The 13,038-nt window shown below is 63.0% G+C and carries 14 protein-coding genes; 5 read left to right on the top strand and 9 right to left on the bottom strand.

The window, feature by feature from the left end:
- Window positions 1-15: 15 nt before the first annotated feature.
- Entirely contained in the window at window positions 16-1,197 is a 1,182-nt protein-coding gene (locus SM766_RS09310; protein WP_368947602.1) for an aminotransferase class I/II-fold pyridoxal phosphate-dependent enzyme, read from the bottom strand.
- Window positions 1,198-1,331: 134 nt separating this feature from the next.
- Entirely contained in the window at window positions 1,332-2,663 is a 1,332-nt protein-coding gene (locus SM766_RS09315) for an amidase (protein ID WP_368947603.1), read from the bottom strand.
- A gap of 137 nt (window positions 2,664-2,800) precedes the next feature.
- On the opposite strand from SM766_RS09315, the gene SM766_RS09320 reads away from it, so the two are divergent.
- Entirely contained in the window at window positions 2,801-4,027 is a 1,227-nt protein-coding gene (locus SM766_RS09320) for a UbiH/UbiF/VisC/COQ6 family ubiquinone biosynthesis hydroxylase (RefSeq protein WP_368947604.1), read from the top strand.
- Window positions 4,028-4,150: 123 nt separating this feature from the next.
- Here SM766_RS09320 and SM766_RS09325 read toward each other — a convergent pair whose 3' ends face one another.
- Genes SM766_RS09325 through SM766_RS09335 form a run of 3 tightly spaced genes read right to left on the bottom strand, consistent with a single transcriptional unit; the run spans window position 4,151 to window position 5,949 of the window.
- On the bottom strand, window positions 4,151-4,345 hold the full coding sequence (locus SM766_RS09325) for a Trm112 family protein (RefSeq protein WP_065271858.1): 195 nt from the start codon (window positions 4,343-4,345) through the stop codon (window positions 4,151-4,153).
- Entirely contained in the window at window positions 4,342-4,986 is a 645-nt protein-coding gene (locus SM766_RS09330) for an LON peptidase substrate-binding domain-containing protein (protein ID WP_065271859.1), read from the bottom strand. Before SM766_RS09330 ends, SM766_RS09325 begins: the two co-directional genes overlap by 4 nt.
- Before the next feature lie 27 nt (window positions 4,987-5,013).
- Complete coding sequence (locus SM766_RS09335) at window positions 5,014-5,949, bottom strand: tetratricopeptide repeat protein (protein WP_274835249.1); 936 nt, start codon at window positions 5,947-5,949, stop codon at window positions 5,014-5,016.
- A 74-nt stretch (window positions 5,950-6,023) separates the two neighbouring features.
- Between SM766_RS09335 and SM766_RS09340 the strand changes: the two genes are divergently transcribed.
- Window positions 6,024-6,545 (top strand): DUF6653 family protein, encoded by a 522-nt coding sequence (locus SM766_RS09340; RefSeq protein WP_368947605.1) that lies wholly within the window; start codon window positions 6,024-6,026, stop codon window positions 6,543-6,545.
- Window positions 6,546-6,751: 206 nt separating this feature from the next.
- On the opposite strand, the gene SM766_RS09345 is transcribed toward SM766_RS09340, so the two are convergent.
- On the bottom strand, window positions 6,752-7,540 hold the full coding sequence (locus SM766_RS09345) for an exodeoxyribonuclease III (RefSeq protein WP_065271861.1): 789 nt from the start codon (window positions 7,538-7,540) through the stop codon (window positions 6,752-6,754).
- Window positions 7,541-7,831: 291 nt separating this feature from the next.
- Window positions 7,832-8,518 carry a response regulator transcription factor gene (locus SM766_RS09350; protein WP_065271862.1) on the bottom strand — a complete coding sequence of 229 codons (687 nt, stop codon included), beginning with the start codon at window positions 8,516-8,518 and terminating at the stop codon, window positions 7,832-7,834.
- Between the two features lie 171 nt (window positions 8,519-8,689).
- Between SM766_RS09350 and ribA the strand changes: the two genes are divergently transcribed.
- The gene (gene ribA, locus SM766_RS09355) at window positions 8,690-9,778 is read left to right on the top strand and encodes a GTP cyclohydrolase II (protein ID WP_368947606.1); all 1,089 of its coding nucleotides are present in this window, start codon (window positions 8,690-8,692) and stop codon (window positions 9,776-9,778) included.
- 11 nt (window positions 9,779-9,789) lie between these two features.
- Window positions 9,790-10,290, top strand: a complete 501-nt coding sequence (locus SM766_RS09360; RefSeq protein ID WP_065273630.1) for a L,D-transpeptidase family protein — start codon at window positions 9,790-9,792, stop codon at window positions 10,288-10,290.
- Here the strand turns inward: SM766_RS09360 and SM766_RS09365 are convergent.
- Both SM766_RS09365 and SM766_RS09370 read right to left on the bottom strand, forming a co-directional pair.
- Window positions 10,274-10,933, bottom strand: coding sequence for a YggS family pyridoxal phosphate-dependent enzyme (locus SM766_RS09365; protein ID WP_274835245.1), 660 nt, complete (start codon window positions 10,931-10,933; stop codon window positions 10,274-10,276). The genes SM766_RS09360 and SM766_RS09365 overlap by 17 nt on opposite strands.
- Before the next feature lie 139 nt (window positions 10,934-11,072).
- Window positions 11,073-12,056: a porin gene (locus SM766_RS09370; RefSeq protein ID WP_368947607.1), complete on the bottom strand. Its 984-nt coding sequence runs from the start codon at window positions 12,054-12,056 to the stop codon at window positions 11,073-11,075.
- A 446-nt stretch (window positions 12,057-12,502) separates the two neighbouring features.
- On the opposite strand from SM766_RS09370, the gene SM766_RS09375 reads away from it, so the two are divergent.
- On the top strand, window positions 12,503-12,988 hold the full coding sequence (locus SM766_RS09375) for a DUF3576 domain-containing protein (protein ID WP_274833094.1): 486 nt from the start codon (window positions 12,503-12,505) through the stop codon (window positions 12,986-12,988).
- Window positions 12,989-13,038 lie beyond the last annotated feature (50 nt).

A 13,038-nucleotide genomic window follows, 5' to 3' on the forward strand; every position in this document is an offset into this window, starting at 1 on the left:
CGCGTGGCAGTCGTATCAGTACAGACAACTGCGCAGGGTGGTCAGCGCCGTCTGTGTTGCCTCCGCCGGGGCGACCAGCGCCACGCGGATATATCCTTCGCCCGGGTTCTGCCCCGGCGCGCCTTGCGCCAGATAGGCGCCTGGCAGCACCCGCACGCCCGTCTCTTTCCAGAGCTTCAGCGCTGCCGCCTCGCCGCCGTCCTTGACCGGCAGCCACAGGAAGAACCCCGCTTCGGGGGACATGTAGCCATCCAGACCGTCAAACACCTGATCGGCGATCTGGTATTTCTCCTGATAGAGCGCACGGTTTTCCTCTACGTGCGCCTCATCGGCCCAGACACGCGCTGCCGCAGCCTGCAACGGGCCGGGCATCGGTGCGCCGCTATAGGCGCGCAGCTGCTTGATGCGGGCAATGCATTCGGGGCCGCCCGCGATCAGACCGGCACGCAGCCCGGGCAGATTCGAACGTTTCGACAGGGAGTTGAACAGCACCACACGTTCGGGATCGGCGCCCAGTTCCTGCGCTACGGTCAGCGCGCCTACGGGCGCAGCATCGCGGTAGATTTCGGAATAGCATTCATCCGCAAAAATGCGGAAATCGTGTTTTTCCGCCAGCCGGATCAGATCGGCCCAGTAGTCGCGCGTGGTCACTGCGCCCTGCGGGTTGGCAGGCGAGCAGATATAGGCCACCGCTGTGCGGTCCAGCACCTCGGTGGGCAGGCTGGCGTAATCGGGCAGATGGCCGGTTTCGGCCGTGGCAGGCACGAACACCGGCTCGGCGCCGACGGAAATCGTCGCCACCATGTAAACCTGATAGAAGGGATTCGGTATAAGCACCGCCGGACGGGCGCCGTTCTTGGTTTCCGGGCACAGGGCCATCGCCGCATTGTAGAGCCCTTCGCGGGTGCCGTTCAGCGCCATCACCTGCCGGTCCGCATCCATCTTCACGCCATAGCGGCGCGCGATCCAGTCAGACATTGCGCCGCGCAGTTCCTCGGAGCCTTCGTTTGGCGGGTAGTTGTTAAACCCGGCCGCGTTCTCCGCAATCACATCCGTGACCCAGGCGGGAAAGGTGTGTTTCGGCTCACCAATGGTCATATGCACCACATCCCCGCCGGGCGTATGGTGGTCAAGCAGCGCCCGCAGACGCGGAAACGCATAGGGCGGCAGGTTCGAAAACCGCTCTGGGAAGTTCATCACAATTGCCTCAGTTTCGGGATCATTCGTGCCCCGTTTGCAGATAAGGTACAGAGCGTGGGCGCCTGCGTCCAGCCGCATAGGGCACCCACGGTCCAGTTGTGCTTTTGCAACAACGTGCAGCAGCCGTCAGATCAACACAGCGCCGCCTCGACGCTGGCCCCGATCCGCAACAGTGCCTCTTCGCAATCCGGTTGCCCCAATAGCTGCAAGCCGCAGCTGGGTTTACTCGTGGGCAAGGACAGCGCGCAAAGCCCCATCAGGTTGCCGATCCGGGTATTGCGCAGGGTCAGAAGATTGGCCCGGACGTAATAGACATGATCGCTTTGCAGTTGTACCATGTTCGGCGGCAGAATCGGGCAGGAGGGCGTCAGCACCGCGTCAAAGCCCGCCACCGCCTGATCCCAGACCATCCGGCATTGTTCCAGCTTGGCCCAGGCGGCCACATAATCGGGACCACTGTGCTGGCCGCCAGCGCGGAACCGCTCCAGGATTTCGGCAAACATCAGATCCGGGCTCGCCTCGATCACATCCTTCCACAGACCATAAGCCTCTGTGGTATAAAGAATTCCGCTCAGATCCATGGCGTCCTGCAGCTCCGGCACCTCCAGCGGTACGATCTCAGCGCCGGCTGCCTTCAGCTTGCCCAGACACTCCACATGGGCAGCGGCGACTTCAGGCTCCAGATCATCGCGCGCCACGGTGCGCAGATCGGCAAAGCGGCGCCCCTGCAGCGACGCTGGGTTGCGCAGGTCCGGGCCCCCCGTGCCCTCCAGCAGCCCCAGCATCAGGCCCGCATCTTCGACCGAACGCGCCAGCGGACCGACAGTGTCGAACTTCAGGCACAGTGGCACCACGCCCTCTAGGCTGATCCGACCTGCCGTGGTCTTAAGCCCCACAAGGTTGTTCCAGGCCGAAGGGATGCGCACCGAACCGCCGGTGTCCGAGCCAATACCGCAGGCCGCCAGACCAAAGGCCACCGAAGCCGCCGCGCCAGAGGACGATCCCCCCGGCGCCGCGCCCTCATCATTGACGCAGGGCGGGGTTTCCTTAACCGGGTTCAGTCCCAGCCCGGAGAAGGCCAGCTCGCTCATGTGAGTTTTGCCCAGGCAGACGGTGCCCATGGCGGTGGCATTGGCCAGAACCCGTGCGTCCTGATCCGGCACCCGGCCTTTGAGCAGGTCCGATCCCGCCTCGGTACCGGTTCCGGCACTGTCGAACAGGTCTTTCCAGCTGATCGGCACCCCATCCAGCGGCGAGCGCCGCAAATCCATCCGCGCCCGCTCGGCCGCGGCTTCCGCTTCGGCCAGGGCGCGCTCATGCGTAACCACGGTATAGATCCGGTCGCGCAGCGGATGCGCGTCAATGGCCTCCAGGTAGCATTTGGTCAGCGCAACAGGATCGATCTCCCCTGCCCCAATGCCGCGCCCCAGATCCGCAGCCGTCATCTTCAGCCAGTCCTGCATCCGCAAAGTCTCCCGTCGCGTGTTCCATATGTTTTGCCGGGGACGGTAACGGCAGCAGCGCTGAGGGACAATCCCGCGCACCTGCAAGACCGGACAATGCGATGGACATTCCGAATGCAAGGCGCATATTGCAGGGCATGAAGAACAGCTCCGATATCCTGATTGTCGGCGGCGGGCTGAACGGCCCTGCCCTGGCCCTGGCGCTGGCCCAGACTGGCCACAGCGTCACCGTCATTGATGCGCTGCCCAAGGTCGCCCTGAAGGACGAAGGCTTCGATGGGCGCGGCTATGCGCTGGCGCTGGCCTCCAAACGTCTGCTCGACCGGATCGGCGTTTGGCAACACGTCGCGGACAATGCGCAGCCGATGCTGGAGATCAAGGCCTCCGACGGACACGCCGGAGAGGGGCCCGCGCCGTTCTTCATCCATTTCGACCATACCGAGATCGAAGACGGGCCGATGGGCTATATGGTCGAGGATCGCTTTCTGCGCCGCGCCTTTCAGCAGGCGATGGAGGACGCGCCCCGGATCACCACGCTGAATGGCCGCCGCGTGGTGGCGCAGGCACCGGATCAAAGCGGCGTCACCCTGACGCTGGATGATGGCGCCGAGCTGCGCGGTCGCATGCTGGTCGGCTCGGACGGACGCAAAAGCGGCACCGCCGCCCGCGCCGGGATCAAACGCACCGGCTGGGACTACGGCCAGACCGCGCTGGTCTGCGCCATCGACCACGAAAAACCCCACCACGGCATCGCGCATCAGTTCTTCATGCCAGCGGGGCCGCTGGCCATCCTGCCCCTGCCCGGCAACCGCTCCTCCATCGTCTGGAGTGAAAAGACTGAGACCGCTGAAGCCATTCAGGGCCTGAACGACGCCGATTACATCGCCGCACTGAAACCCCGGTTTGGCGATTTCCTGGGTGAGATTTCTCTTGCGGGCAAGCGCTTTACCTATCCGCTGAACCTGACGCTCGCCAACAGTTTTATCGGGGACCGTATGGCGCTGATCGGCGATGCGGCCCACGGCATGCATCCAATTGCTGGTCAGGGTCTCAACGCCGGGCTGCGCGATGTTGGCGCCCTCGCCGAGGTGTTGACCGAGGCCACTCGGCGCGGCGAGGATATCGGATCATCGCTGGTGCTGGACCGCTATCAGCAGTGGCGCCGCTTTGACACCGCAACGCTGGCGCTGGCGACGGATACCTTCAACAAGCTGTTCTCGAACGACAACCCGCTGCTGCGGCTTGGTCGCGATATCGGCATGGGTCTGGCAGGCGCCGTCCCGGGCCTGCGCCGCGGCTTCATGCGCGAAGCCGCCGGGCTGACCGGCGATCTGCCGCGACTGTTGCAAGGCAAGCCGATCTGAGCCACTCCGCCTGATCAGGGCGCAACCGCGCCGCGCGACAGCGCGGCGCCGGGCCCAAGTCCCAACCTCTTGCTTGGGCGCAGCCAAAGGACAGGCCGGACGCGGGAGTATCCCGGCTTCGCCTCACTCCAGCGGGCGGGCCTCGTCCACCAACATCACCGGGATCCCATTGCGGATCGGGAAGGCCAGATTGGCAGGTTTGGAAATCAGCTCCTGCGCCGCGGCGTCGTATTCCAGAACTGCATTGGTCACCGGGCAGACCAGCGCCTCCAGCATGCGACGGTCAAAGGCGGGCGCGGCGGTGTGTTCTTCACTCATTGCAGGGGGTCCTCACTTGAACCGCTTCGCAAAGCGAATTCGATCAGGGTGACAAGGGTTTCGCGCCTTGTGGCAAGGCAGGGCGCCTCTAGCAAGGCCTGTTTGTCCTCGGGGTCGAAATCCAGCAGCATCGACAGGGAATTGATCAACAGCTCGTCATCGGCCTCCTGCAACGATTCCCAATCCGTCGACAGGCCGCGTGCCGCGAAAAAGCGTTCCAACAGCTCCAGCAGGTCCCCCCGTTCGAACCCGCAATCCGGTTCGCTCCGGCCCAGATCACCCTCAAAGCCGCTCCAATTCACCTCGCAGCGACGGTAGGGCGTGAAGCCATCGCATTCTTGCACCACCCGGAACCGGGATATCCCGGAGAGGGTGATCAGATAGCGCCCGTCATCGGTTTCGGAAAATTGCGATATGCGCCCGGCACAGCCGATGGCATGCAGCCCCTCGGCATCACCGCTGCGCAGCGGACAGGGCTGTACCATCCCGATCAGCCGCGTGCGCGTCTTCAGCGTGTCTTCCAGCATCTGAAGATAACGCGGTTCGAAGATATGAAGGGGCAGCTTTGACCGGGGCAGCAATAGCGCCCCGGGCAAGGGAAACACGGGAATCGTGTCAGGCAGATCTGCAGGCTTAAACATAGCCTTCAGTTTAGCGCGCAGGTGCCTTTAGGCAAATATCATCGAGCTCAGCTTGCGGCGCCCGTTCAGAACAACCGGATCGTTGGCAGGCAACGCCTCGAAGATGGTGAAGAGCTGCGCCTTGGCCGCGCCGTCGTTCCATTCGCGATCACGGCGGAACAGCTCCAGAAGTTCGGTCACCGCCGCCTCGGCATCACCAGCCGCATGCAGAGCCTGCGCCAGATCGAAACGCGCTGCATGGTCGGCCGGGTCGGCTTCGACCTTGGCGCGCAGATCGGCTACCGGACCGGCATTCTGCGCCTGACGGGCCAGCTCGATCTGGGCCCGAGCCGCTTCGATCTCGGGCGCGTCGGAAATCTCGGCAGGCGCGCCGTTCAGGATTGCCTCGGCCTGATCCAGATCTTCCATCGCGATATGCGCCCGCGCCAGACCACCATAGGCGGCGGCGTTCTTGTCATCCTCGCCCAGAACCGCGGCAAAGGTCTGCGCCGCATCGGCCGCTGCGCCTTCGGCGAGCATTTCCTCAGCCGCCTCCAGCGCCTCACCAAGGCCACCGCCTGCTTCCCCGCCTGCGGCCTCAATCACCTTTTTCAGGAAGGCGTCGATTTCGCTTGGCGGTAGCGCGCCCTGGAACATGTCGATCGGGCGGCCCTGCACAAAGGCCACCACTGTGGGGATCGATTGCAGCGGCAGCCCCTGCTGCGCCAGTGCCTGCGCCAGACGCTGGTTCTGGTCCACATCGATCTTGGCCATGGTGACCGCGCCATTGGCGCGCGTGACTGCCGCCTCCAGCGCCGGACCCAATGTCTTGCAAGGGCCACACCAGGGCGCCCAGAAATCGACGATCACCGGCGCCTGCATCGAGGCCTCGACCACGTCCTGCATAAAGGTCGCCTCTGTGACGTCCTTGATCAGATCACCTGCGGGCGTGGGCGCGCCCGCGCCTCCGAGAATATCCATCATGCTCTTGTTCTCCGTTTGGAACTTGCCCCCTATATGGAATCCCAAGGCCAAGAAACCAAGAGAGGAGTTGCCGCGTGCCGGTTCCGCGCATCGACATCTTTGCCCTGTCCGAGCGCCTGATGGCTATGGACGACGCGGCCTGGGCCCGTCACGCAAACCCGCTGAGCGTTTATAGCCGGGTGTCGTTTCTCCCGCTTATGACCCTCGCGGTCTGGTCTCATCTCTGGCTCGGGTGGGGCGCTTTAGCGCCGGTTGCTCTGGTACTGATCTGGACATGGTGGAACCCGCGCGCCTTTGGCCCGCCAGCCACAACCGACAGCTGGGCGGCGCGGGGCACCTTCGGCGAACGGGTCTTTCTGAACCGTGCCAAGGTGCCGATCCCACCGCATCACGCGCAATGGGCCAGGATCCTGACCCTGACCGCCGGGCTGGGCGTTGTTCCGTGGGCTTACAGGGTGTGGCAGCTGGACCCAGGTCTGACACTGTTCGGTCTCAGCCTGATGGTCGGCGGAAAACTCTGGTTCTTTGACAGGATGGTCTGGCTATATCAGGACATGCAGGCGCAACGCCCGGAATATGCAAAATGGCTGCACTGATGGCATGCCCTCCCGCGCCCGCAGACGCCCCATGGGGCGCCTTCATGCGGCCTTGGGCCGGGCAGCGCGTTACCGCGCTGCTGTTTCTCCACGACGGTGACGTCTGAACGCGGCACCGCGCCGTGCGTCAGCACGGCGCCCGGCCCAACTGCGGCGGGGCAATCAACGATTACTCCAAGGCAGGCGGGAGCGCCCCCGCCCTGCGCCTAGAGGTCGAAGGTGGCAAAGACCGGTGCGTGATCGCTGGGTTTTTCCCAACCACGGGCGTCCCGCAGAACGCGGCTAGAGTGACCTGCGCTGGAAATGTCGCCCGTCGCCCAGACATGATCCAGACGCCGCCCCTTATCCGCTGCATCCCAGTCCTTTGCCCGGTAGGACCACCAACTATAGAGTCGCCCATCGGGGATGTCCTGCCGGGTGATATCGACCCAGTCTCCTGCATCCTGCGTCTCGGCGAGGTGTTCGACCTCAACCGGGGTGTGGCTGACGATCTTCAGCAGTTTCTTGTGGTCCCAGACATCGTCTTCGCGCGGGGCGATGTTGAGGTCGCCGACCAGAATGGATTTCTGTGGCTTTTCGCCGTGGAACCAATCCCGCATGCCAGTGAGGTAGTCGAGCTTCTGACCGAATTTCTCGTTGATCTCGCGGTCGGGTTTGTCGCCGCCGGCCGGGACGTAAAAGTTGTGGATGGTGACGCCATTGTCCAGCTGACCTGCAATATGGCGGGCATGGCCCAGATCGGCAAAATCCATGCTACCGACCTCGGTGATGGGCATCCGCGACAGGATGGCGACGCCGTTGTACCCCTTCTGCCCTCGCGCGATCATGTGGGTATAGCCAAGCGCGGCAAAGCCCTCCATCGGGATCTTGTCGACCGGGCTCTTGCACTCTTGCAGGCACAGGACATCGGGCGCCTCTTCCTGCAGCAGCTTCAGCACGATCGGCTCGCGCAGGCGGACAGAGTTGATGTTCCAGGTGGCAAGGGTAAAGGGCATTGCGCGTCTCTTTCGTAACAGCGGGTCATGGCAGCGGCTCGGCGCCATTCTTGCCCTTCCGGCCCGCCGGATACCAGAGCCTATTTCCCTGGCTTCCCCCTATCACTCCCGGAAGTCCGCAGACAAAAAAAGGCCGGGCGCAAGGCCCGGCCCAGTCCAACAGGGAGGTGCATATCATGACCCGGATATGCGCGGGATGGGATCAGGGTAAAGATGACTGACAGACAGATCTTTGATCTGCGTCAACAGCTTTTCCCCGCAGGTTTCAAGCCCCGAACTGTCACAATCCGGTCAGGTCGACAGGCGGTAGCCACCGGATTCCGTTACCAGAATACGGGCATTGGAGGGATCGGGTTCGATCTTCTGGCGCAGGCGATAGATATGGGTTTCCAGCGTATGAGTGGTCACGCCGGCATTATAACCCCAGACCTCGTGCAGCAGCACATCGCGCGCCACCACACCGTCGTTCGACCGGTAGAGGAACTTCAGGATGTTGGTTTCCTTCTCGGTCAGGCGGATCTTGCGGTTGTCCTCTGTCTCCATCAGCTTCATCGCCGGTTTGAAGGTATAGGGACCCAACGCAAAGACGGCGTCTTCGGACTGTTCATGGGTGCGCAGCTGGGCGCGGATCCGAGCCAGCAGCACCGGGAATTTGAACGGCTTGGTCACATAGTCATTGGCGCCCGCGTCAAGGCCGAGAATGGTATCGGCGTCGCTGTCATGGCCGGTGAGCATCAGGATCGGTGCCTTGACGCCCTGTTTGCGCAACAGGCGGCACAGCTCGCGACCATCTGTATCGGGCAGCCCCACGTCGAGGATCACCAGATCATAGAGCGCTTCCTTGGCCCGCTCCATGGCGGCCTGACCGTTCTCTGCTTCGAAGACATCAAAGTCCTCGGTCATGATCAGCTGCTCGCTCAGCGCCTCGCGCAGATCGTCGTCATCGTCTACCAGCAAAATCTTCTTCAGTTGCGCCATGGCGGTGTCCTCCAGTTCGTGTGCAGACAGATGCGGTCAGCATCCCCCAACGACAAGGTATGCTGCAGAAGTTTCACGCCCTCGTGTCCGTCAGACAGGAATTGTTTCACTTCCGTTGCATTTGGGCCTAGGTAAGGGCTGTTATAATGTCACGAACTTCCGGATGGTCGCATGAGCCTGATGCCCACCATGATTGAATTGCTGGCCCGCGCACGGGTCGATTTGCGCATGGGCCTGCCCGTGGTGCTGGAGGGTGGCGACAGCGCGGCGCTGGCAATTGCCGTCGAAAGCCTGACGCCCGAGCGGCTGACGGAGCTTCTGGCCCTTGGCCCGGTGTCGCTGGCGCTGACCGCCCGGCGCGCCGAAACCCTGAAGGCGCGCGCCTATGATGAGGATCTCGCGCGCATCCAGGTCCCCGCTCAGGCCTCCTTGCAGTGGATACAGGCGCTGGCCGATCCCGCCGATGATCTCAATACACCGATGAAAGGCCCGCTCACCAGCCTGCGCGACGGATCCGCCGATCTGCACCGTCTGGCGATTGCCCTGATGAAATCAGCGCGGCTGCTGCCCGCGGCGCTACTGGTGCCCGTCAACACGGCCCCCCAATTCGCATCCGAGTACGGGTTGACCCGAATCGCCCGGGCTGCTGCCGAACCGCTGCTCAGCCAAAGCTCACCCCTGCATCCGGTGGCCGCCGCCCGCCTGCCGATGGTCGCTGCCGAGGCGGGCCGGTTACACATCTTCCGCCCCGAAGACGGCGCCGAGGAACATTATGCGGTCGAAATCGGCCGCCCCGACCGCAGCAAACCCGTGCTGGCGCGGCTGCATTCGGCCTGTTTCACAGGCGATGTTCTGGGCTCGCTGAAATGCGACTGCGGACCGCAGCTGCGCGGGGCACTGGCGCAGATGGGAGAAGAGGGCGCAGGCGTGCTGCTCTACCTCAACCAGGAAGGCCGCGGCATTGGCCTGGCTAACAAGATGCGCGCCTACAGCCTGCAGGACCAGGGCTTTGACACCGTCGAGGCAAACCACCGGCTGGGGTTTGAGGATGACGAGCGCGATTTCCGCCTTGGCGCTGCGATTCTGAAAGAGATGGGATTCAGCTCCGTCCGGCTGATGACGAACAACCCCAACAAGATTGCCATGATGGAAAAGACTGGCGTTGCGGTGGCTGAACGGGTGCCGCTGAAGGTCGGCGAAAACGCCCATAACGCGGGTTATCTCGCGACCAAGGCGGCGAAATCCGGGCATCTCTTGTGATCCCCCCCGCGCTGTCGCCCCGGGATCTGGTTCTGACCCCGCGCGGTCTGCGCTTCATGGGGCGCCTCCTGCCCTGTGCCATCGGCAAGGGCGGGCTGACCCAGAGCAAGCGCGAAGGCGACGGCGCCACGCCCGTGGGCGTACATCGCATCGCCGGGATGCTCTACCGTCCGGACCGCATGCTGCCCCCCACGGATTGGGCGGTGCCGATCGGGCCGGGGGATCTGTGGTCGGACGATGTGAGGGACCCCGATTACAACCTGATGGTCCGCGCGCCGCACGGTTTCAGCCACGAGCGCCTGCGCCGCGCCGATCCCTTATATGATCTGGTGCTAATCACTGACTGGAACTGGCCCAACGCGGTCAAAGGGCGCGGGTCGGCCATCTTTATCCACCAGTGGAGGAGGCCCGGTTATCCGACCGAAGGCTGCCTTGCCTTCAGCCGCAGTGATCTGCGCTGGATCGCGCAGCGGCTCCGTCCCGGCAGCCGGGTAATTATTCCGTCGGCTTGACCCGCTCGCCAAAAATCGCCGAGCCGACCCGCACATGGGTGGCGCCAAGTGCGATGGCAGTCTCGAAATCGCTGCTCATGCCCATCGACAGGCCGTCCAGCCCGTTACGCGCGGCGATCTTGGCCAGTAGCGCGAAATGCAGCGCCGGTTCCTCGTCCACCGGGGGAATGCACATCAACCCCTTGATGGGCAGATCCAGCGCCCGGCATTCGGAGATGAAGGCATCTGCATCGGCTGGAAGAATACCGGCCTTCTGCTCTTCCTCGCCGGTGTTGACCTGAATGAACAGATCCGGGCAATGGCCCAGCTCCTGCGCCAGCCGGGCGATGGCCTTGGCCAGCTTGGGACGATCCACCGAATGGATACTGTCAAAAAGCTCCATCGCCTGACGGGCCTTGTTGCTTTGCAAAGGGCCGATCAGATGCAGATCGATCCCGTCGAACCGTTCAGCGAAGCCCGGCCATTTCCCGGCCGCCTCCTGCACGCGGTTTTCACCAAAACAACGGTGGCCTTCTTCCAGCACCGCTTCGACCCGCTCGTTGGGCTGCACCTTGGACACCGCGATCAGATGAACCGAGCCCGGCGCACGGCCTGCGGCCTCTTCTGCCTTTGCGATGCGTGTCTTGATCTCTTCCAGGGACATGGTCGGCCTCCGAGCGATGAAAGTGCGGTTCGGTCTCGGCGCAGAGAAACACTGTTTGCCGACAAATGTTAAGAGGCAAAAGAAAAGGGCGAGCCTGCAAGCAGGCCCGCCCCCAATTTCACGCTAAGCGTGGTTCAGCTTAGAAGCTGAAGTACACACCAGCTTGGAACTGGTTGTCGTCGTCGGCTTCGTCAACGTAACCGGCAACCACGGTGGCGCCGCCACCCAGGTCGTACTGGTAGTTGATGCCGAAGGAGGTGCCGTCAACGCCGCCGTCACCTTTAACGGTGGACACGGAGCCCGGTGCGTCAGCGGAGTTCACCCAAACCAGAACGTTCGACGCTGCGCCGATGTCCATGTTGCCTTCCAGGGTGAAGCTGTCGACCTGGTCGGTGGAACCGTAGGCCAGTTTCGCGCCGAATGCACCGAAGTTACCGCCAGCAGCAGCAAAGGTGATGTCGTTCAGCGGAACGGAGGAGGACTGCATCGCTGCGGTGACATAGTAGTCGCCGAAGGAGTAAGTCGCCATCACGCCGGTGCGGTCTTCGCCGCCTGCGGAACCGGCAACGGTGCCGCCGTTACGCTGCGAGTAGGACACGTGACCGGTGAAGCCGCCTGCGGAGTACAGAACTTCGATGCCGTTGGAGCCAGCGCCAGCGGAGGAGTATGCATCCCAGTTAAAGGAGGTGCCGCCGTTGGTTTTGATGGCCAGGGAGTGGAAGCCCATGCCGTCGATGCCGGTACCAGCCGAACGGGTGCCGGTGGTGTACAGGCCGGGTGCGTTTTCAACCGCACCGATGATGTTGCCAACGTTCACGGTCACGCCGTTGTACGACACGCCAAAACGTGCGCCGTTGAATGCGCCGGTGCCGGCAACGCCGTCACGGCTTTCAGCCTGTGCGCGGTAGCGAGCGTTGAATGCAACGCCAGCGTCGGTTTCAGCAGACATGTCGAACTGCAGGCGCAGACGGCTGGTGATGTTGGTTTTGGAACGGCCAACAACGCGCTCGTTTGCGGAGTTGTAGTCCAGACCGAAACGGCCGTAACCGGACATGCTGACTTCAGCAGCAGCCATGCCCGCGGTTGCGATCAGCGCGGTGGTCGCGAAGAGAACCTTTTTCATAGTTTTTCCCTCGGTTTTCAATTCACATGCCCAAACCGGGGAATCCGGCGTGGGTATGACAAGGGGTTTCGCTCTTTCGGCCCCGGTTTGGCAAGAGCCGCCCATTGGCCGCCGATCATTGTGGCCTGTGCTGGTGCAGCTTTGCCACAGTAGTAAATGCCGCCCCGATTTCGCCGCTCCCGTGCGGCTAAGCCATAGGGACAATATACTTTAATCACCGGCAGACCGCAGCCAGACTGTGGCCAAGCGCTGCAACGCCATCTCTCTGTCTTCCGCTGATGCCATAACCTCTGCCGCCCGGCACAGCCGACGCATAATCTCCTGCAAGGACCTCATCAGGCTGCCCAGGATCCGATTCGGTGCAGTGCACCCGGATGCTAAAGCCCTTGCTCAGCTTGCTGCCCATGCGATAGGACTGCCTCAAGTCAAAGGCTCCGGGAGCGGCTATGAAACTGCATAAGATATTTCAGGCGACCTTGATCGGCGCATTGTGCCTGAGCGTTGCCGCCTGCGGCGGGCGCGGCAAAGATCGTCCGGCCAACACCAGCGTTGCGCAGGAATTCAACAACGACGTAGACGCCGCAAAGAGCGATAAATCCTCGATCTGGGATGTCTTTGGCGGCAAGCCCGATCAGAAGGTTCAGGTCAACCGCTACCTGTGGAACGCCAGCATTGATGTGCTGAGCTTCCTGCCGGTGCAAAGCGTTGATCCCTTCACCGGCGTCATCATCACCGGCTACGGCACCCCGCCCGGCGGCGGACGCTCCTATCGCGCCACTGTCCATATCAAGGACCCGGCGCTGGACGCGCGTTCGCTCAATGTCTCGCTTCATTCCAAGGGGGGGCCGGTCAGCGCCTCGACAACCCGCGCCGTCGAAGATGCGATTCTGTCCCGTGCGCGCCAGCTGCGCATCGCAGACAAAAAGTTCTGACCCCTCTGCCCTCTGGAAAGCCGCAGAAAACATCAGTATCACCAGCGCCG

This window comes from Pseudophaeobacter sp. A-200-2 (genome assembly GCF_041008815.1).
Lineage (GTDB): Bacteria > Pseudomonadota > Alphaproteobacteria > Rhodobacterales > Rhodobacteraceae > Phycobacter > Phycobacter gallaeciensis_A.

Coding starts and splice junctions, on each gene's coding strand:
- ribA (WP_368947606.1), top strand. CDS start 8,690: ATGAGCCTGATGCCCACCATGATTGAATTGCTGGCCCGCGCACGGGTC.
- SM766_RS09375 (WP_274833094.1), top strand. CDS start 12,503: ATGAAACTGCATAAGATATTTCAGGCGACCTTGATCGGCGCATTGTGC.
- SM766_RS09315 (WP_368947603.1), bottom strand. CDS start 2,663: ATGCAGGACTGGCTGAAGATGACGGCTGCGGATCTGGGGCGCGGCATT.
- SM766_RS09350 (WP_065271862.1), bottom strand. CDS start 8,518: ATGGCGCAACTGAAGAAGATTTTGCTGGTAGACGATGACGACGATCTG.
- SM766_RS09370 (WP_368947607.1), bottom strand. CDS start 12,056: ATGAAAAAGGTTCTCTTCGCGACCACCGCGCTGATCGCAACCGCGGGC.
- SM766_RS09310 (WP_368947602.1), bottom strand. CDS start 1,197: ATGAACTTCCCAGAGCGGTTTTCGAACCTGCCGCCCTATGCGTTTCCG.
- SM766_RS09320 (WP_368947604.1), top strand. CDS start 2,801: ATGAAGAACAGCTCCGATATCCTGATTGTCGGCGGCGGGCTGAACGGC.
- SM766_RS09365 (WP_274835245.1), bottom strand. CDS start 10,933: ATGTCCCTGGAAGAGATCAAGACACGCATCGCAAAGGCAGAAGAGGCC.
- SM766_RS09325 (WP_065271858.1), bottom strand. CDS start 4,345: ATGAGTGAAGAACACACCGCCGCGCCCGCCTTTGACCGTCGCATGCTG.
- SM766_RS09335 (WP_274835249.1), bottom strand. CDS start 5,949: ATGATGGATATTCTCGGAGGCGCGGGCGCGCCCACGCCCGCAGGTGAT.
- SM766_RS09330 (WP_065271859.1), bottom strand. CDS start 4,986: ATGTTTAAGCCTGCAGATCTGCCTGACACGATTCCCGTGTTTCCCTTG.
- SM766_RS09345 (WP_065271861.1), bottom strand. CDS start 7,540: ATGCCCTTTACCCTTGCCACCTGGAACATCAACTCTGTCCGCCTGCGC.